18 protein-coding genes are annotated in these 18,031 nt (G+C 60.1%); 12 read left to right on the top strand and 6 right to left on the bottom strand.

Going from position 1 to position 18,031, the window contains the following annotated elements:
- Positions 1 to 94: 94 nt before the first annotated feature.
- The 7 genes from QP909_RS09350 to QP909_RS09380 are packed head-to-tail and all read left to right on the top strand — an operon-like array spanning position 95 to position 8,053.
- Complete coding sequence (locus tag QP909_RS09350) at positions 95 to 3,076, top strand: Na+/H+ antiporter subunit A (RefSeq protein WP_284767041.1); 2,982 nt, start codon at positions 95 to 97, stop codon at positions 3,074 to 3,076.
- Positions 3,077 to 3,577, top strand: a complete 501-nt coding sequence (locus tag QP909_RS09355; RefSeq protein ID WP_284767042.1) for a Na(+)/H(+) antiporter subunit C — start codon at positions 3,077 to 3,079, stop codon at positions 3,575 to 3,577. It abuts the gene before it with no gap.
- Positions 3,570 to 5,396, top strand: coding sequence for a Na+/H+ antiporter subunit D (locus QP909_RS09360; protein WP_284767043.1), 1,827 nt, complete (start codon positions 3,570 to 3,572; stop codon positions 5,394 to 5,396). Before QP909_RS09355 ends, QP909_RS09360 begins: the two co-directional genes overlap by 8 nt.
- Positions 5,389 to 5,916 carry a Na+/H+ antiporter subunit E gene (locus QP909_RS09365; RefSeq protein WP_284767045.1) on the top strand — a complete coding sequence of 176 codons (528 nt, stop codon included), beginning with the start codon at positions 5,389 to 5,391 and terminating at the stop codon, positions 5,914 to 5,916. Before QP909_RS09360 ends, QP909_RS09365 begins: the two co-directional genes overlap by 8 nt.
- Positions 5,916 to 6,191 carry a monovalent cation/H+ antiporter complex subunit F gene (locus QP909_RS09370; RefSeq protein ID WP_049360305.1) on the top strand — a complete coding sequence of 92 codons (276 nt, stop codon included), beginning with the start codon at positions 5,916 to 5,918 and terminating at the stop codon, positions 6,189 to 6,191. Before QP909_RS09365 ends, QP909_RS09370 begins: the two co-directional genes overlap by 1 nt.
- Positions 6,188 to 6,568 carry a monovalent cation/H(+) antiporter subunit G gene (locus QP909_RS09375; RefSeq protein ID WP_284767047.1) on the top strand — a complete coding sequence of 127 codons (381 nt, stop codon included), beginning with the start codon at positions 6,188 to 6,190 and terminating at the stop codon, positions 6,566 to 6,568. Before QP909_RS09370 ends, QP909_RS09375 begins: the two co-directional genes overlap by 4 nt.
- Before the next feature lie 15 nt (positions 6,569 to 6,583).
- Positions 6,584 to 8,053 (top strand): glycosyltransferase 87 family protein, encoded by a 1,470-nt coding sequence (locus QP909_RS09380; protein ID WP_284767048.1) that lies wholly within the window; start codon positions 6,584 to 6,586, stop codon positions 8,051 to 8,053.
- Positions 8,054 to 8,077: 24 nt separating this feature from the next.
- Here the strand turns inward: QP909_RS09380 and QP909_RS09385 are convergent, their stop codons facing one another.
- The 3 genes from QP909_RS09385 to QP909_RS09395 all read right to left on the bottom strand — a co-directional run bounded on the left by QP909_RS09385 (position 8,078) and on the right by QP909_RS09395 (position 10,498).
- Positions 8,078 to 9,214, bottom strand: a complete 1,137-nt coding sequence (locus QP909_RS09385; RefSeq protein ID WP_284767049.1) for a glutamate--cysteine ligase — start codon at positions 9,212 to 9,214, stop codon at positions 8,078 to 8,080.
- A gap of 181 nt (positions 9,215 to 9,395) precedes the next feature.
- Positions 9,396 to 10,199, bottom strand: coding sequence for a LytR C-terminal domain-containing protein (locus QP909_RS09390; RefSeq protein WP_284767050.1), 804 nt, complete (start codon positions 10,197 to 10,199; stop codon positions 9,396 to 9,398).
- Positions 10,200 to 10,222: 23 nt separating this feature from the next.
- On the bottom strand, positions 10,223 to 10,498 hold the full coding sequence (locus QP909_RS09395) for a DUF3263 domain-containing protein (protein ID WP_208853869.1): 276 nt from the start codon (positions 10,496 to 10,498) through the stop codon (positions 10,223 to 10,225).
- Between QP909_RS09395 and QP909_RS09400 the strand changes: the two genes are divergently transcribed.
- The 4 genes from QP909_RS09400 to cls all read left to right on the top strand — a co-directional run bounded on the left by QP909_RS09400 (position 10,497) and on the right by cls (position 14,483).
- Entirely contained in the window at positions 10,497 to 11,120 is a 624-nt protein-coding gene (locus QP909_RS09400; RefSeq protein ID WP_239278272.1) for a peptide deformylase, read from the top strand. The genes QP909_RS09395 and QP909_RS09400 overlap by 2 nt on opposite strands.
- The gene (locus QP909_RS09405; RefSeq protein WP_284767051.1) at positions 11,120 to 12,109 is read left to right on the top strand and encodes an N-acetylglutamate synthase, CG3035 family; all 990 of its coding nucleotides are present in this window, start codon (positions 11,120 to 11,122) and stop codon (positions 12,107 to 12,109) included. Before QP909_RS09400 ends, QP909_RS09405 begins: the two co-directional genes overlap by 1 nt.
- Before the next feature lie 100 nt (positions 12,110 to 12,209).
- Complete coding sequence (locus QP909_RS09410; protein ID WP_005325598.1) at positions 12,210 to 13,019, top strand: exodeoxyribonuclease III; 810 nt, start codon at positions 12,210 to 12,212, stop codon at positions 13,017 to 13,019.
- A complete protein-coding gene (cls, locus tag QP909_RS09415; RefSeq protein WP_005325597.1) occupies positions 13,020 to 14,483 on the top strand; it encodes a cardiolipin synthase in 1,464 nt (487 codons plus the stop codon).
- Between the two features lie 155 nt (positions 14,484 to 14,638).
- Here the strand turns inward: cls and QP909_RS09420 are convergent, their stop codons facing one another.
- Positions 14,639 to 15,541: a DUF2262 domain-containing protein gene (locus QP909_RS09420; protein WP_005325596.1), complete on the bottom strand. Its 903-nt coding sequence runs from the start codon at positions 15,539 to 15,541 to the stop codon at positions 14,639 to 14,641.
- Between the two features lie 135 nt (positions 15,542 to 15,676).
- On the opposite strand from QP909_RS09420, the gene QP909_RS09425 reads away from it, so the two are divergent.
- Positions 15,677 to 16,411, top strand: coding sequence for a hypothetical protein (locus QP909_RS09425; RefSeq protein WP_005325595.1), 735 nt, complete (start codon positions 15,677 to 15,679; stop codon positions 16,409 to 16,411).
- A 501-nt stretch (positions 16,412 to 16,912) separates the two neighbouring features.
- Here the strand turns inward: QP909_RS09425 and QP909_RS09430 are convergent.
- Positions 16,913 to 17,377, bottom strand: a complete 465-nt coding sequence (locus QP909_RS09430; RefSeq protein ID WP_005325594.1) for a hypothetical protein — start codon at positions 17,375 to 17,377, stop codon at positions 16,913 to 16,915.
- Between the two features lie 101 nt (positions 17,378 to 17,478).
- A complete protein-coding gene (locus QP909_RS09435) occupies positions 17,479 to 17,883 on the bottom strand; it encodes a hypothetical protein (protein WP_284767052.1) in 405 nt (134 codons plus the stop codon).
- Between the last annotated feature and the right edge of the window lie 148 nt (positions 17,884 to 18,031).

The raw sequence follows: 18,031 nt of genomic DNA on the forward strand, positions 1-18,031 counted from the left end.
GAATGTTCTCGCCTCTCGTCAGTTGTGTGCTCGTGGTATTCGCGGCAGCGGGGTATAAAAACGTGACACAACCATAAGGAGCGCAGTAACCAACGTGCTAGTACTTCTGGGTGCTCTTATCGCCGCCTCCGTGGTCGCGCCGCTGCTCATCATGCGAATGGGTCGCCCGGCTTTTGGAATTTTGGCACTGGTTCCCGGCTCAGGCTTCGTATGGACTCTCGTGCATTTCCTGCGCGGTACCTTCACAGACGGCGGCGCGGTCGAACAGACCGTGGAATGGATGCCGTCCGCCAACCTGAGTTTTAGTCTCCGCTTGGACGGACTAGGCGCGCTATTTAGCCTCATCATTTTGGGCATGGGCGCGCTGGTGCTGGTGTATTGCTGGGGCTATTTTGACGGAACGCGGCGCCGCCTGGCCCTGTTCGCCGCGCAAATGGTGGGCTTTGCCACCGCCATGTTTGGCCTGGTGGCCGCGGATAATTTCCTGCTGATGTACGTGTTCTGGGAGATTACCTCCATGCTGTCCTACCTTTTGGTCAGCTACTACGCGGAGCGTGCCTCTTCCCGCCGCGCCGCACAACAGGCGCTCATGGTCACCGCACTGGGCGGGCTATCCATGCTCATGGGTATCATCCTGCTCGGACGCCAGACCGGGGCGTGGACCTTTAGCGATATCGCCGCCTATCAGCACTTTGCCCAGACGCCCTACGTGACGGTAGCTATCGTGCTCATCTTGGCGGGCGCGCTGACGAAGTCCGCAATCGCGCCGGCACACTTCTGGTTGCCGGGTGCGATGGCGGCGCCGACTCCGGTCTCCGCTTATCTCCACTCCGCCGCGATGGTGAAGGCAGGCATCTACTTAGTCGCGCGCCTCGCGCCATCGATGTATGAGGTTGCCACCTGGCACGTGGTGGTTATCTCCCTGGGCGTATTTACCATGCTGCTGGGCGGCTGGATGGCGCTCAAGCAGCGCGACCTGAAGCTGGTGCTGGCCTATGGCACCGTCTCCCAGTTGGGCTTTATTACTTCCATCGCAGCTGTGGGTTCGCGCGAGGCTATGCAGGCCGCTCTCGCGCTGACCTTTGCGCACTCGCTCTTTAAGGCGGCGCTCTTTATGGTCGTCGGTGCCATCGACCACTGCTCGGGAACGAGGGATATCACCAAGCTATCCGGCCTGGGACGCAGGGAGCCTTTCCTCTTTGGCATCGCTATCATCTCTGGCCTGTCCATGGCTGGCGTCCCACCGCTCTTTGGCTTCGTGGCCAAGGAGGCCGTGCTGGAAGCCACCATGCACGAGGATCTGCTCGCCGGCATGCCGCGCAATATGATGCTCGTGGCCTATGTCCTCGGCTCTATCCTCACCATGGCCTATACGCTGCGCTTTTTGTGGGGCGCCTTCGCTACCAAGCAGGAGGTTAATGGCACGGAGCCAGCAGAGGCCGTCGCCAAGATGCATCCCGTCAGCATCGGGCTTTGGCTCTCCCCCGCCGTGCTCACCGCCTTGACCGTGGCGCTCGGCGTATTCCCCAAGCCACTCTCGGCAGCCTTTGACCAACACCTCAATTCCACCTTCGACCCCAAGCCACATAGCGAACTGGCATTGTGGCATGGCTTTAACGTGGCACTGGGCCTCTCGGCGCTCATCATCGTTGCCGGTATCATCCTGCACTGGCAACGGCAGGTGCTAGAAAAATGGCAATTCTCCTACCCCGCTCTGGGCAATGCGGATGATGCCTATGATTCGGTCATCGCTCATCTGCGCAAGCTCTCGCTGCACACGACGGCAACCACGCAACGCGGTTCCCTGCAGCTGAACTTGACGGTCATCTTTGCCACGTTGATGCTGCTTCCGCTAGCTATGCTCATTAAAGGTGACCTCACCGATATCCGCATGATCGTGGCGGAAAATCCTTGGCAGGTAGTGGCCGCCTTCATCATCATGGTGGCCGCTGTGGCCGCTACGGTAACCGATAATCGCTTGTCCGCCGTCATTATCGTTGGCGTAACCGGCTATACGCTTTCCTTCATATTTGCGCTGCATGGCGCTCCGGATCTGGCGCTTACCCAGCTGCTGACGGAGACCATCGTGATGGTACTTTTCATGCTGGTGCTGCGCCGCATGCCGGCCTCCACCGAGTGGAAGCAGGATCCCAAAATGGGGCGCCTACGCGCGTGGCTTTCGGTGGGCACGGGTCTGACGGTAACCGTGGTGGCGATGTTTGCCATCAACGCGCGCCAATCCAAGCCCATCTCTGAGTTCATGCCGGATCTGGCCAAGGAGATTGGCCACGGCGCCAATACCGTCAATGTTTTGCTGGTGGACCTGCGCGCATGGGATACCTTTGGCGAGATCACGGTCATCATCATCGCTGCGTTGGGCGTGGCCTCTCTGATTTATCGCACCCAGTCCTTCGCCCGCGCGAGCCGCCGCCCCACCCTGCAAGTTACTGGGCGGCGCTGGCTGGCAGCCGGCGTGGAATCAGAGCAGGCGCTCAACCGTTCGCTGATGATCGATGTCTCTACCCGCGTGCTCTTCCCGTCTATGGTCGCGATTTCCTTCTATTTCTTCTTCGCGGGCCATAATGCACCAGGTGGCGGCTTCGCCGGTGGCCTCGTCGCCGCGCTGGCTCTTATCCTGCGCTACCTGGCTGGCGGGCGCGCAGAGCTGGATGAAACCCTGCCTATCGACGCCGGCCGCACCATGGGTACCGGACTCTTCCTATCCGCGGTGGCCGTGGTGGCCCCAATGTTCTTTGGGCACCCACCGCTTACCAGCGGGTACACCTCACCGGAGATTCCGCTCATCGGCAAGGTTTCGCTGCCTTCGGCGTTGGTATTCGATGCGGGCGTCTACCTCATCGTCGTGGGCCTTACGCTCTACATCCTGAATTCCTTGGGTGCCAAGTTGGATGAGGAAGAGGAAATGCGTAAGCAGCGCGCCCGCGATCGTGCCCGCTCGCTGGCCCGGCAGCAACGCCAACGCACCGCCAAGCAAAAGGCGCAACGGGCGCAACGCAAGGAAAAGAAACAAGCCACCACGGCAAGCACAGCCGCTACGACAGGAAAGGAGAAGTAAATGGAAGCCAACCTCTTCCTCCTGCTCGCCGCCGGCGTGCTTGTAGCCGCGGGCATCTACCTGCTGCTAGACCGCGCCATGACCAAGATGCTGCTGGGCCTATTGCTTTTGGGCAATGGCGCCAACCTTTTCTTGCTCCAGGCAGGCGGCTCGGCCGGTTCCCCGCCCATCGATGGCCGCGAATCGGAACCGTATGGCGCCGAGATTGCAGACCCCCTCGCCCAGGCAATGATCCTTACCGCCATCGTCATTTCCATGGCGCTAACAGCCTTCATACTGACCTTGGCCTACCGCCAGTACCGCTACCGCACGGACGATGTCATTGAAGATGACGCGGAGGATACCGCCATTGCCGCCAAGGCTGCACGCCCCGGCAATGCGGCCGCAAGCCCGGATCACGATGCCTCCAACGATCCCACTACGGGCAGGGCAACCAAGGAAGGCGATAACTTCGGTCCAGAGTCCTTTGAGGAGCCTGTAAAGGGGGCCCGCGATGAATGAGACCATGCAACCGCTTGTCGATGCCCTCTTTCCCTACATCGGCTACCTCATCCCCCTGCCCATTATCATCCCGGCGGTAGCCGCAGCGCTCGCCTTGATCTTTTCCCGCGTGCCCAATGTGCAGCGCCAAATCGTATTTTTCTCGCTGCTTATAACGGCGGTAGTCAACGCCATGTTGATCCTCATTGCGGATTTTGAGGGCATCCAAACACTGCAGGTGGGTGGCTGGGACGCCCCAGTGGGCATCACGCTTGTGGCGGATCGCCTCTCTGCGGTGATGCTTTTTACCTCTTCCGTGGTGCTCTTTTCCGTCATTTGGTACGCCATCTCCCAGGGCGTACGCGACGGCACCAAGGACGAGCCGGTGGCAGTCTTCTTGCCCACCTACATGCTGCTGACCATGGGCGTAAACATCTCCTTCTTGGCCGGCGATCTCTTCAACCTTTACGTGGGCTTCGAGGTCTTCCTCGTGGCATCCTATGTGCTTTTAACCTTGGGTGCCTCGGCTGGTCGCGTGCGCGCTGGTGTGGGCTACGTGATGGTGTCCATGGCCTCGTCGATGATTTTCTTGCTCGCGCTGGGCTTTGTGTATTCGTCTGTGGGCACCGTGAATATGGCGCAGGTTGGCCAGAGGATGCAGGACATTCCGGAAGGCACCCGCACCGCGATCTTTGCCACGCTGCTCGTAGCCTTTGGCATTAAGGCAGCAGTGGTCCCACTAGACGCCTGGCTGCCGGACTCGTATCCCACGGCGCCATCGCTTGTCACGGCCGTCTTCGCCGGCCTGTTGACCAAGGTGGGTGTCTACGCCATCATCCGCGCCCGCTCCTCCGTCTTTACTGCCGGTGGGCTCGATACCGTGCTCATGTGGGTTGCCCTAGCCACAATGTTGGTAGGCATCCTAGGCGCGATTGCGCAGTCCGATATTAAACGCCTTTTGTCCTTTACCCTGGTCAGCCACATTGGCTACATGATCTTCGGCGTCTCGCTCGGTACCGCCCAGGGGCTTTCCGGCGCCATCTTCTACGCTGTACACCACATTCTGGTCCAGACTGCGCTATTCCTCGTGGTCGGACTCGTTGAACGCCAGGCCGGCACCTCGTCGCTGCGCCGCTTGGGTTCGCTGATGTACTCGGCCCCGCTTATCGGAATTTTGTACTTCATTCCAGCCATTAACCTGGGTGGCATCCCGCCGTTCTCCGGTTTCTTAGGCAAGATCATCTTGCTGCAAGCCGGTGCGAATGAGGGTTCCTGGATGGCGTGGGTACTCATCGTCGGTGCTGTGGTCACCTCGCTGCTGACTCTCTACGTCATGATGCTGGTATGGGCTAAAGGCTTCCAACGCGACCGCGCCGATGCCCCGGAAGGTAACGTGGCGCTCGCCCGCCCGGCCCCGCTTTCCGATATCACCGATGAGGTCGAGTTTTCCTCCCGCCAGGATGTGGGCAGGGTGCCTTTTGGCATGATCGCCTCTACTACTCTGCTGGTGGCCGCGTCTACCTCCATTACCTTTCTGGCCGGTCCAATGTCCGGCGTGACCTCACGCGCTGCCGAATCCGCGCAGGACACGTCCATCTATCAATACGCGGTCTTGGGCGACCGCGCGGATGACCCCACCCGCCACCTCAACCAGAAAGAGCGCTACACCGGCGGAGCGGATTCCTATGAAAATCGCCGGCATCCCTCCCAGGATGCGGAGCCGCCCGCCCAGCCAGGACTAGATGCCCGCACCGACCCAGAAGCCGGCGGCCGCGATTCCCACTCCGGCACTGTAAAGACACCAGACGCCGCTAAGAGGAAGGATATTAGCGATGACTAACGCACGCTTTTCCGGCCTGCGCCACCGCTTCCGCCCGTGGTTCATCGTCTGGCTGACCATCATGTGGTGCATGCTCATGGGAGAGATCACCGTGGGCAATGTGGTGGCCGGACTCCTCATCGGCACCGTTATCGTCTTTGCTCTGCCGCTGCCGGCCATGCCCATTACCGGCATCGACGTTTCTTGGGGCAAGCTCGTTGTGTTCATGATTCGCTGGTTCTGGGAGCTGTTCTACGCCTCGCTCAAGGTGGGCTGGCTGGCCGTGCGCCCGCAGCCGGTGCCCAAGACCGCCATCTTGGAGCTACCCATGCGCTTGGATAATGAGTTCGTACTCTCCCTGGCCGTAACGCTGTATAACCTGCAGCCAGGCGGCACGGTGACCGATATCGACATTGCAAACCGCATGATTACCGTCCATATCCTGGACGCCCGCGATGAGGCCCAGATTCAGCGCGAAATCGGTGCCGTGGCCCACCTTGAAGCCTCATTCATCGACATCTTTGAAAGGAGCCACCCCTAATGGATCCGCAGATCTATAACGCAATTTTGCTGGTGGCCGCCGCGCTGCTGGTGGTCTCCTTCCTCATCACCGTCTGGCGCATTGTCACCGGCCCCAATTCGTTGGACCGCTTGGTGGGCATGGACGGCTTTACCGCGATGTTCCAGTGCGCGTTGGCTACCTATATGTGCTGGTCGCTCAATACCACGGTGGTCTCGGCCATGCTGGTCATTGCGCTGCTGGGATTCATCTCCACCGTGTCTGTCACCAGGTTTAGGAAGAGGGATAATCAATGAGCTGGTCTTTCATCGCAGATGTGCTCTCGCTCATCCTGATAATCGGCGGCAGCGTCCTCACCTTGGCGGCGGCTATCGGCATCGCCCGCTTCAAGGACACCATGTCTCGTGTACACGCGGTAAGCAAGCCGCAAACCACAGGGCTTATCCTCACCATCCTCGGCGCCATCATTCGCATCACCGGCGCGGAATCCTTCAGCGTTGCCGAGCGCGGGGATTTAGGAATACTCGTTTTGCTGGTACTGTTTGCCATGTTCACTAGCCCGGTAACCGCGCAGCGCACCTCGCGTATTGCACGCCGTGAGGGTCTGTACGGCACCGAGGAAACCATGTCCCGCAACGACCGACCCGCCGCGAAGTCGCTGCGCCGCAAGTAGGAGACGCTTTTCACCGTGAAAAAGCTTTATGGGCTTCCCACTATGGTGACTTTGCTCGCCGCTCTCATCGGCCTCATCGTCTACCGCTTCAGCATCTTCGACGGCAATAGCGCCTTTGTGTGGCGCGTTCCCCTGGATCTGAAGATTTATTGGCTCGCCGGCGGTGAGGTGGCCCAAGGCGCGGATCTCTACGATAATGCCTATATTGGCGACCTGCCTTTTACCTATCCGCCCTTTTCCGGCACCCTTTTCACGTGGCTTTCCTCGCTTGCCGACGCCCCCTTGATCCTCCTTTGGCAGGGCGGCACCGCCCTCGCCTTGTTCACGGTCATCATGCTGGTCCTGCGCGAGCGGGGTCTCAAGCTCTCCCCGGCAATCTGGCTGCTGGGCATCTTGCTGCTGTGCTGCACCCCGGCGAATGAGCCGGTGCACGGCACCTTATTCTTTGGCCAGATCAACATCTTTTTGATGCTGCTGGTGGCCTTAGACATCCTCCCGCGCAAGCGCGCTTTGCCGGGCATCGGCATTGGTTTGGCTGCGGGTATGAAGCTCACCCCGGCCTATATGGGTCTGGTCTTGCTCTTCCAGAAGCGCTGGTGGCAAGCGATCATCGCCATCCTTACGTTCGCGGTAACCGTGGCCATTGGTTTCGTGACCATTCCGGATGCCGCCGACTTCTGGACCGACGCTATCTTTAAGTCCTCCCGCGTGGGCGAGCACACCAACCCTGGCGCGCAGTCGATTCGCTCGGTGATGGTCCGCGCCTGGGGCATTGATGGCGGCTGGATCTGGCTCGCTGCCGTGGTCGTGGTCTTCATTTTGACCTGCCTGGCGCTGCGCACCGCGATGAAGCACCGCAATAATTCCGCCGCACTCGCGCTTGCCGGAATCAGCTCCTGCTTGGTCTCCCCGTTCTCCTGGTACCACCATTGGGTGTGGACGGTGCCGCTAGCCGTTGTCGTGCTAGTTGCCGTCAACCAGGGTCTGGGCAAGCGCCTGTCCGGTTTCCTCGGCGCGCAGGTCGCTGGCCTCATGTCGGTGCTCGCTATGTGCGCGGTGACCATGCCGTTCATCTCCGCCCCCGTGTGGCTGTCTGCGGCTAGCCGTTCACTCAACCACTGGGATCTGCAGCCATGGGGAATGTTGGCTTTCACCGGCGCCGGTGTCCTCTTTATCGCCTTCTACGCGGTGTGGGGTTTTATCCCTGGCACCCAGCCGGAAGAGGAAGCGCCCGCCCCGGGCCGCCACCATCTGCCTGCGCAGCCCGCTGGCGCGGAGGCCGGGGCACGCCCAGTGCGCTCGTTTAATACCGCAGCTACGAACCGGAGGGGCCAGGGTCATTCGCGGGCAGCGCAACCCGTCAGCGATGAAACGGCAGAAATGCCCGCGGTAGGGCCGGAAACGCGCGCGTTCCCGGCGGCCCAGGACATCACCGATATCCCCGATACCCCGGCCTACGGTCGCCACTCGCGCCCTGAGGACTAGCCCCAGGCCAGCCTGCCCGCCGCTTTAGAGCGGGCGGAAGGTGCGCAACTCGCGGCAGGTCTCCTCGACCACCTCGCGCCAGCTGCCGGATTCTTTGAAGAGGCGGCGCTGCCGCTCATAGCCGGCGCCGTCATCGATAATTTCGTGGATGAGGTTGAGCTCGTTGACGCATCCCAGCTCGCGCGCGATGGGGCTAAGCTCGTCCACCATCTCCGCTAGCTCGTCCTTGACCCAGGCCTCATCGGTCTCGCGGGAGGTAATCACCAGCGCATCCATGCCGTAACGGGCACCGCGCCACTTATTTTCTGCTACGTGCCAGGGCTGCAGGATGGGGAGGGGCTCCGCGGCGTCGATAAGCCGGTCGTAGTAGACCACCAAGCAGTGAGTAAGCGCCACGATGGCGGAGAGCTCGCGCAGGTTGGACGTCGCATCAGAGACGCGCACCTCCACCGTGCCCCACTTGGAGGCCGGCCGAATATCGAAGTGCATGGAACCGGTGTGGTTAATAACGCCGGAAATGGCTTGGTCGCGCATATAGGACTGCCACTCGGCCCAATCGCGGAATTGGTACGGCATGCCTGCAGTGGGCAGCTGCTGGTACAGCATGGTGCGGTTGGAGGCATAGCCGGTATCGAGGCCCTCCCACCCGGGCGAGCACGCAGAAATGGCCAGCAGGTGGGGGTACTTGGTCATCAGTGCATTGATGATGGGCCATACGCGGTCCTCGTGGCTAACGCCCACGTGCACGTGCGTGCCCCAAAGCAGCATCTGCTTGCCCCAGTACTGGGTGCGCGCGATGATTTCTTGATAGCTGGGCTTATCCGAAAGCGGGTTCTCGCGGAAGTCCGTAAACGGGTGGCCGCCAGAGGCCCAGACGTCTACGCCCAGCTTATCGGCGGCTTCTTCCACCGCTTTCAGGGAAGTGTTCAGGTCAGCGATGGCTTCCGGCACGGTATGGCAGATGCCGGTGACCAGCTCCACCGTGTTCTGGAGGAATTCCTTTTCCAGATGGATCTCGGGATGGGCTGCAGTGGCGAGGTCAATAAGTTCTGCGCCGCGCGGGACAAGGTCGCGCGTGTCGCGGTCCACGAGCGCCACCTCCCATTCCACGCCGAGCGTTGGTTCGGGAGAGCGGGCGAATTGTTCTGCCGGGATCTTCACCCATTCAGCTTAACGGGTGACAGGTATTAAGACGTGAATTTTATTTAACCTGTTCGCACCGGCGGTCCTGCGGGCGCGGAAAAGTTCAGATCACAAAAAGTCCAAGGCATTCGGCCGAAGAACTATGGTACTTGCTCTTCGGCCGGAGGGCCTTGGACTTTAAATTAGGTGCGCGGCTTGCTTAGGCCTGCGGTACCGCCAGGGCGACGACGACGGCACCGTCATCGGTTGCTTCCTTAGGCAGGTCGCGGTTCATCGGAGCGATATCGGCCTGGTAGCGGGCGGCGACCTCCTTGGCCAGTGCCTCAGCGGAGGCGTCACCCTCGGGGAAGAAGACGGTGGTCTTTGGAACGGTGAGGACATCGCCCGGCAGGTTGCCCACGTAGCCAACCTTGAAGCCGCCGCCCTTGAGGGAATCGGCTTCCTTCTTAGCCTTGTCTACCTCGCCGGAGTTATTGAGGACGCTGACCTTAATATCGTTGCGGTCGCGCGCGGCGGAGTGGGCGTTTTCCTCGCCTGCGGCGGCATCTCCCTCGGCCGCGGCTCGCTCATCGGCAGCGCCGGAGGCAGCTTGGTCGCCTGCGCCGTCGCCTTCGCCCTCACCTGGCGCCGGTGCGGGGGCTGGGGCGCTAGCACCTTCGGAAGCGCCAGGGGCACGGGAACCTGCGGCGTCGGGGCCAGCGGAGCCTTCGGGCGCGGCACCGATGGTGGAACCGGTGGAGTTTTCCTGCGTGCTCTCGGAGGCAACGGTGGAGTCATCGTCGCCCGAGGTCATGGAGTACAAAGCCCAGAGGCCGAGCATGACGGCCACGGCGATGAGGACCATCGCCAAGCCGCGCAGCGGGAGGCCGCCCTTTTTAGCATGCGCGCCGCCGCCAGCGGGGCGCTGCTTAGCAGCACTAGAAGCGGAGGCGCCGGCAGCAGAGCCGGCGCGGGTTTCGTCGGATACCTTGTCGGTCGAATTTTCCGGATTCACATTAGTCACATACGCAACACTAGTACCCAGAATTAACTATCTGAGGTATTTCCCCGCGCGGCGCGCCGCGTGTCTTCTCGCTCCTCGCGCAGGCGACGCAGCCGTGCAACCAGGAGGGGATGGGATTGGGCGGCCGCGGGGGCGTCGAGAAGCAGGTTAAGGCGCTGGTGGTAGCGCACCGGGGAGATGTCCAGCTGCGCGCGGATGGCCTCTTCCTTGCGGCCGATGCTGCGCGGCGCGGTTTCCTCGAAGTCCAAAATGGCGGCGTCTAGGTCAGACAAGGGGTTCATGCCTAAACTGTAAGGCATGACTATTCGCCCCATCGTTATCCACGGCGAGACCGTGCTTCACGAACCCACCCAACCGGTGGAAGAATCCGAGATTTCCACCCCGGAAATGCAGCAGCTCATCGCGGACATGTATGAAACCATGGACGCCGCCAATGGCGTGGGCCTGGCCGCTAACCAGGTAGGAATTGGCAAGCGCCTCTTTGTCTACCACTGCCCCGATACGGACGGCCCCAATGGCACCGAGCTGCCGTCCGAGGAGGCGGGCATGCGCAAGGGCTGCGTCATTAACCCCGTGCTGGAGACCTCCGAGATTCCAGAGACCATGCCTGCCGATGACGGCTCCGATGACGAGGGTTGCCTCTCCGTGCCGGGCGAGGGCTTTCCCACCGGCCGCGCCGACTGGGCGCGCGTGACCGGCAAGGACGAAAACGGCAACGACATCTCCGTCGAGGGTTATGGCTTTTTCGCCCGCTGCCTGCAGCACGAGACTGGCCACCTCGATGGCTTCCTCTACACCGATACCCTCATCGGCCGCTATAAGCGCCAGGCCAAGAAGGCCATCAAGCGCAATGGTTGGACCGAGCCGGGCTATTCCTGGGTACCGGGTGAGGACGCCGATCCCTTCGGCCACGACGACTAATGTCACGCATTTTCCGCTCCGACGCCGTCCAGGTGGGCGAGCGCGTGGTGGCCCGGCGCGACTTCGGCGATGTGCATAGCGATGTCATCGGACATGTGCTGAGCCTCAATCCACTGGTCATTCGCCCACAAGAGGTCGGCGGCTACCCTTCCGACCTAGAGGCGGTGGAGATCCCGCCGGAGCAGCTGAAGATCATTAAGCGCCTTTCCCCGCGCATGGTCCGCAATTCCGATATCCGCGCCGTGGAGGTTGCCGCGGCCGCGGCTTTCCCTGGCACAGACCACGCCTGGACCAGCGACGGTTCCTGGCTGTTGCGCGCGAGCGACGGGGTTTCCGGCCACTCCAACTCTGCCGTGCCTGTGGGGCCTTCCGCCGGCTTTACACCAGTGCCGCTGGAGGAGATTAAGGCCTTCTACGCCCGCCACAACCTTCCGGTGCGCCTGTTGGTCCCGGAGCGCATTGGCAAACCGGCCGAGCGCCTGCTCGCCGACCCAGCTTGGGAGACCGAGCCAGAAATCCTCGCCATGGTCCTGAGGGATCTGCCCACGCTTGCCGACGCCCCCTCTTCCTCCCCCACCTTCCACCTCACCGCCCAGCCCGATGACGAGTGGCTGGCGATGTATCAATCCCGCACCGATGCCCTTCCTGCCGAGGCGTTGCAGAACCTTGGCGCTCACATCGAGGGACCGCTCGGCTTTGGCCGCCTGGTCCTCGATGGCGAGACCGTCGCCATCGCCCGCGGCACCCTGAGCGAATCCGGCGATGGCACCACGTGGCTGGGTCTTTCTTCCATCGAAGTGGCCGAGGACTTCCGCCGCCGCGGATACGGAGCGCTCGCGCTCCAACATTTGCTGCACTGGGGCCACAACAACGGCGCTGAGCACGCGTACCTCACCGCGCCGACCTCGAATATCGCCGGCGTGCGGCTGGCGGAGAAGCTCGGCTTCATCGAGCAGCACCGGCGCATCTACGCCCGCCTGCGCGACTAGCTCTCCGCGCTGCGGACTTCCGGTCTGGGCGGTGAACGTTATGGGACTCCTTGTGGGCTGGGTAGTGAGCTTGACTCACTACCCAGGTAACCTATGTGGCATGCGCATCGCCACGTGGAATATTAACTCCGTCCGTACCCGCACACAGCGGGCGCTGAACCTTATCTCCAAGCACGACATCGACGTTTTGTGCCTGCAAGAAACTAAGGTGAAAGACGATAAGTTTCCACGCGAGGTCTTCGAGGATGCGGGTCTCCATGTCACCTGCCACGGGCTCAACCAGTGGAACGGCGTGGCCATTGTGTCCAAGGAAGAGCCCGAGGACGTCTTTATCGGCTTTCCGGGCCAGCCAGGCTTTGCCAAAGATCCAGAAAAGCCGCAAGACCGTGAGGCCCGAGCACTAGGGGCTCGCATCCGTGGCGTAGAAATCTGGTCACTCTACGTGCCCAACGGCCGCGAGATCACGGATCGCCATTATGACTACAAGCTGGACTTTCTCTATCACTTGGCGCGCTATGCGGAAAATCATGCGCAGTCCAAATTGCTTATGAGCGGTGATTTCAATATTGCCCCGCGCGATGAGGACGTGTGGGATATAGAGGCCTTCCGTGGCAAGACGCATGTCACCGAGCCAGAGCGCGCCGCGTTCCAGATGCTGGAAGAAGCAGGCCTCGAGGAAGTTACTCGCCGGTTCACGGAGGACCAGCGCTATACCTACTTCGATTACAAGGGCATGCGCTTCCAAAAGAACGAAGGCATGCGCATCGACTTCCAGTTGGCTTCAGCCCCGCTTGCCCAGCACGTGACCGGCGCGCAAGTAGACATGGTCGAGCGCGCCGGCGATAAAACCTCCGATCACTGTCCGCTTCTCGCAGATTACAATCTGCCCGATTTCAATTCCGTGCGATAAATGTCTTGGTCTCTTGATCTCAGCTTCTGGCAGCTCGTATTCCTGATCCTTGATTACGGCATCAAGATCATTGCCGTTGGCTTCGTGCCCGAAGGCCGCCGACCTTCCAGTTCAACCGCGTGGCTGCTGGCAATTCTGGTGCTGCCGTTTATCGGCCTGCCGCTGTTTTTGCTCATGGGCTCGCCGTATATCAACCGGCGTCGCCACCGCATCCAGCAAGAAGCCAATGAGAAGATTGAAAACGTCACAGCCCGCACCCCGGATCATCCGCAGGGCCTCCTTTCGGCGGAAGTAGAGTCGGTTATTCGGCTTAACCGCGAGCTGACTGGGTTCCCAGCATTGGTGGGCCATAACCTTGGCCTGCACGCGGATTATGACGAGTCCATTCGCGCCATTGCCGCCGCTATTGACCGCGCCGAGAAGTATGTATCCATCGAGATCTACATCCAGTCCTGGGATGAGACCACAGACGTCTTCTTTGAGTCGCTGCGCAGGGCTACCGCCCGAGGTGTAAAGGTGCGCTTGCTCTTGGATCAGATCGGCAGCTTCAAGTACAAGGGCTACTTCAAGCTGGGCAAGCGGCTAACGGAGATTGGCGTCGACTGGCATCTCATGCTGCCCATCCAGCTGCACAAGGGCCGCTTCCGCCGCCCTGACCTGCGCAATCACCGCAAGCTGGTGATTATCGATGGCAAGGTGGGCTTTATTGGCTCGCTGAATATGATTAAGCGCCAGTACAAGACCAAGGACCGCTACTGGATTGACTACATGGTGGAGCTTTCCGGCCCGATTGTGACCTCCATGTCCGCAATCTTCGCCGTGGATTGGTACCTCGAGGCAGAAGAGAACCTGCCACTGGATGAGCTGCCATATGACGACGCCCAGACTGCCGACGCCAACCACCTCCAGATAATCCCCTCCGGGCCGGGTTACACCACTGAGCCCAACCTGCGCATGTTCAACTCCCTGGTACACCACGCCAAGGACCGGCTGGTACTGTGCTCGCCCTACTTCGTCCCGGATGAATCCCTACTGGAGGCCGTGACCACCGCCTGCTACCGCGGCGTGGACGTGGAACTTTATGTCTCTGCCAAGGCGGACCAATTCATGGTCAACCACGCCCAATCCTCCTACTACCAGGCGCTGCTGGAGGCGGGCGTGCACATCTACCAATTCCCCTATCCCTTTGTTCTGCACTCCAAGTTCATCATCACCGACCCGGATGACCCCGGCCGCGATCCGCTGTGCATGTTCGGCTCCTCCAATATGGACCCGCGCTCGTTCGGCCTAAATTACGAATCCACCATGCTGGTGGCCAAGGGAGACCTCATTGACCAGTTCAACCAGCTCGTATCCAACTACCGGGCCGTATGCCACGAGCTGACCCTTGAGGAATGGAATGAGCGCGGATTTATCCGCCGCTACGTGGATAATGTCATGCGTCTTACCTCCGCGTTGCAATAAAGCGGGTACTGGCTGCAACGGCTTCAGCGAAGACTGCGCATATTTACCCACCCGAAGGCACTTCAACCTGCGGGTTTATCGATTTTCCCAGGTAGCTTATAACTATATCCCTGTAGATCTATACCCCGAGCCGATCAACCAACAAAACCGTCATCTTAGACGTCCATCTCGATCGAGGTGGGAGTTCCGTCCCTCTTCGTCTTCACCGTCACGGGGTGCCCTCCGAACATGTACCCGTCGTCGAACTCGACACCAACGTTTCCCCTGTGGGGAATGTTCACCACAGTCGGAGTCAGCTTGGCGTAGACGTCCTCCACCCCGAGTTTCGGGGCGGGTGTCGGCCTCCCTTCCGCCTCGGCCACATCGTGGCGCCACCGGTTCGCGGCCGGAAGCGCTTTTTCGGCCCCCAGCATGCGCGCTTTATCGAGGTACTCCTGGGAGAGGACGTTGTTGATGAAGTTCAGCGCCGACTTGAACTTCTTCGCCATGTTCCCCTGGCCCGCGAGGAGCAGTTCCGGCCCCTCGTACCACATACTGACCTTGACGCCGAGGTCGTCCGCTTTACCCTCGAAACTCGGGAACGTCCGGTCAAGGACCAGTTGTCCGATATTGGCCTCCAGGATCACCGGTTCGGCAGTCTTGGCCGAGAGTTCTTCCATCTCTGGGTCGGGCAGCGGGTCAAGCATTTCCCAAATGGTGACGTAGGGTTCCTTCCTTATATCGGAAAAGAAGTAGCTACCCCGCGCGCGATACACCTTGAACGGCTCCAGATCGGCGATTTCCCGCGGATCCCAGAGCGTCTTTCCCTGCCGGGTGTGAAACAGGTGCGGGTAACGCACATGGATACTTCCGGTGGTTACTTCCCCGTCGGGAAGTAACCGGAGAGCTACACCAGGCATAAGCATAAGTTGGAGTTTGAGCTTGTCTTTGGCGTAGTCGTCACCCACGACCCTCTTTTCCGGCACCGAGGAGACGATGAAGTGGAATTCGACTTCCTCTTCCTTAGCGCTCCTCTGCGTAACAGGGGCATCAGGAAATTCCTCGTAAAGCGACAGCATGCGGCAATGGTAACTCACCCCACGTGCCCCCGCACCGGAATTCATGGCGGCGGGACCCGACACATGTTCGCCCCGCGCACCTCCGATCCCCAGCCAGCCAGGGGGCATGACCGGGGTGTTTGTTACTGTGTGTGCATGAACCGACACATAGTGCCCGCCCTCGCCCTCGCCGCCGCCTGCACCACCGTCGGCGCCTGCTCCACCAACCAGGACACCGGGGACAACCCCGCCACCGGGGTCTCTGCCTCCCCGACAGTCGACAAGGGCCCCGTCGATCCCCACACCACCGTCGTCGACGACACCGCCGCCCCGCAGGGCTACAGCATGGACAGCATCAACCAGATGATCCAGGACCAAGAAGCCGAAAACCCCGGCATCAACCAGGACATGGTCTCTATGGCCCAGGAAGTCACCGCCGACCCGGCCGAATGCGCCGCCTTAACCCCCACCGGCGTGACCTACATCTCCAAAATCGTTCAGAACCCCGACGCTATCGCGGCCCGCGACTTCACCAACGAGTCCACTGACGCGACACTTAGCGTCGCCGTCTCATCCGACCCGCAGCTGTTGAACCACCCCCGTGACGTGTCGGTATGCGAGTCGATCACCAGGGCTCACGCCGGCGGATCCACGTCCTATACTGCGGCACCCATGGAGCTGCGCGTCGACGGCGCCGACTCCGTCACCGCCGCCGAGGTAACCCTGACGCAGTCCTCCTCCCCCCTTTCCGGTGACAACGGCTCCGTCAGCCGCATCGCCTACGTCGAGATCGACGGGGCCACCTACACAGTCTCCGGCTCCCCCGAAGTCGCACCCGAAGAATTCACCCGCATGGTCCAGGCGCAGGCCGAGAAAATCCGCCAGCGATAACACACCGCGGGTCATGCCCGCCCCGCTCCCAGACGCCGGTGGCGGGCAGGAGACGTCGCCTACCGCCAAGCAAGGCTGACAGGGTCCCACACCCCAGCCGCGGTGGCAGGATCCCCGCCCAGGATGGGGTCCAAAAGGAGACCGGCGATACGCAACGCCTCACCGACATCTCTCCGCCGCTTCCGCACCCTTCATGCCACAAGAAATACACTGTATGTTCTTTTGGGGCCATTCACGAAGATGCTGAAGCCTCAACAATGGGATTCATGTCCTACAGGGTGTAGCTTATATTTCCTTCCAGCCCTACAGGGCTAGATGTTCGGGAGCTACCTAACAAGGTTCAGATCCTTGCTCGCAATACGAGCGCAACGACCTTAGCCATATACCGCAGTACAAAGCGGGAAACTAGAACTTTCGCCAAAGTTGGGGCTTACCCTAAATGTTTTCCGTTAAAGCATGGTGTTGCCGCTTCGTTCGCTAACACCTAAGGATTACTTTTCTCTAGGCAAGGAACGACGTTTCAAGAAAATCCTCGAGACTCCAATATTCAGGATCAAACCACGCAACGCCTTCGTCGACTTCGAGTGCGACTAATTGGTCAGGCAGGAGGATGAGGAAATCATTTATCTCGGTGCGGATTCCTTGGCGTTGTAGCTCTTGTGCGACTCGTTCAGTGCTCTCTTGCGCGGTCTCGGCGGGGCGACGATTAAGGTCAACGCCATAGAAAGTATCCGTGATTGGCACCTCCATGTACTTCATTTCAACGGTGACGCACTTACCGTCCTCCACACAGCACACAATCTTGCGGCCAGGATCACCAGGCTCGAGTGCTTCGATATCAACCCAGCCTTCAAACTGTTCCTCATACGTATCCGCAGCTAACTCCGAGTCATAGCATGCTTTAGTAGCCTGGTTCACCGTCATACCGGGCTTTACGGGCAAGGGGCAGGTACCTTCAATATTCATTTTCTCGATGCACTTCCTTCTTCGTCGGTTGTTTAATACGTCAAGGCATTTGGTTAGGCTGTCGCGTAAGTCAGACTGCGCACTCGCGTGATTGATATTGGCTAGCTACCCCAGTAAATAGCTACAACTTTGCCGAATTCGTACGACAATGCGATTGTCCCTTTGTCGTGGGGAATGGTTATGCCGTCACGGTCGTGCTCAAATTCGATCCCCACATCTTTTAGGGCTTTTACAAACTTTCGGCTTGACAATGACAGTGGGATATCAAGGAAGCTATCTGACTCCCGCGCATCCAAGATCTCTATTGAGGTAATCAATCCGGCAGTCTCGGAGCCTTTAATGGCGTAGTTTATTCCCCCAATTACACATTTCCCAAGAACCTGACTCGTAGTAGACATCTTGAGAAATGAAATGTCTCGGCATCGGTAATCAGACAGAAGATTTTCGTAATATGAAACAGGTGCAGATAGCTGCAACGGTTCAGGTACCTCAAAATTGAACTTCATTTTCTACAACTCCTTGACGCAAGATGTTTATCTTCTGGACCCTGCCTTTTGGAAGTGGGGTTGCCCGCAAATCGTGGACACGTAGTGGGGCTACCTAGTGTTTAGGCAGCTATTTCTTTTCTACTGGTGGTTAGACCAATGTGGTTTT

This window comes from Corynebacterium sp. MSK195, assembly GCF_030228885.1.
GTDB lineage: Bacteria > Actinomycetota > Actinomycetes > Mycobacteriales > Mycobacteriaceae > Corynebacterium.

Bases quoted from the DNA above. Each gene is read 5' to 3' on its own strand.
- QP909_RS09355 (WP_284767042.1), top strand. From the start codon at position 3,077: ATGGAAGCCAACCTCTTCCTCCTGCTCGCCGCCGGCGTGCTTGTAGCC.
- QP909_RS09360 (WP_284767043.1), top strand. From the start codon at position 3,570: ATGAATGAGACCATGCAACCGCTTGTCGATGCCCTCTTTCCCTACATC.
- QP909_RS09365 (WP_284767045.1), top strand. From the start codon at position 5,389: ATGACTAACGCACGCTTTTCCGGCCTGCGCCACCGCTTCCGCCCGTGG.
- QP909_RS09370 (WP_049360305.1), top strand. From the start codon at position 5,916: ATGGATCCGCAGATCTATAACGCAATTTTGCTGGTGGCCGCCGCGCTG.
- QP909_RS09375 (WP_284767047.1), top strand. From the start codon at position 6,188: ATGAGCTGGTCTTTCATCGCAGATGTGCTCTCGCTCATCCTGATAATC.
- QP909_RS09400 (WP_239278272.1), top strand. From the start codon at position 10,497: ATGACTATTCGCCCCATCGTTATCCACGGCGAGACCGTGCTTCACGAA.
- QP909_RS09395 (WP_208853869.1), bottom strand. From the start codon at position 10,498: ATGCCTTACAGTTTAGGCATGAACCCCTTGTCTGACCTAGACGCCGCC.
- QP909_RS09405 (WP_284767051.1), top strand. From the start codon at position 11,120: ATGTCACGCATTTTCCGCTCCGACGCCGTCCAGGTGGGCGAGCGCGTG.
- QP909_RS09410 (WP_005325598.1), top strand. From the start codon at position 12,210: ATGCGCATCGCCACGTGGAATATTAACTCCGTCCGTACCCGCACACAG.
- cls (WP_005325597.1), top strand. From the start codon at position 13,020: ATGTCTTGGTCTCTTGATCTCAGCTTCTGGCAGCTCGTATTCCTGATC.
- QP909_RS09420 (WP_005325596.1), bottom strand. From the start codon at position 15,541: ATGCTGTCGCTTTACGAGGAATTTCCTGATGCCCCTGTTACGCAGAGG.
- QP909_RS09425 (WP_005325595.1), top strand. From the start codon at position 15,677: ATGAACCGACACATAGTGCCCGCCCTCGCCCTCGCCGCCGCCTGCACC.
- QP909_RS09430 (WP_005325594.1), bottom strand. From the start codon at position 17,377: ATGAATATTGAAGGTACCTGCCCCTTGCCCGTAAAGCCCGGTATGACG.
- QP909_RS09435 (WP_284767052.1), bottom strand. From the start codon at position 17,883: ATGAAGTTCAATTTTGAGGTACCTGAACCGTTGCAGCTATCTGCACCT.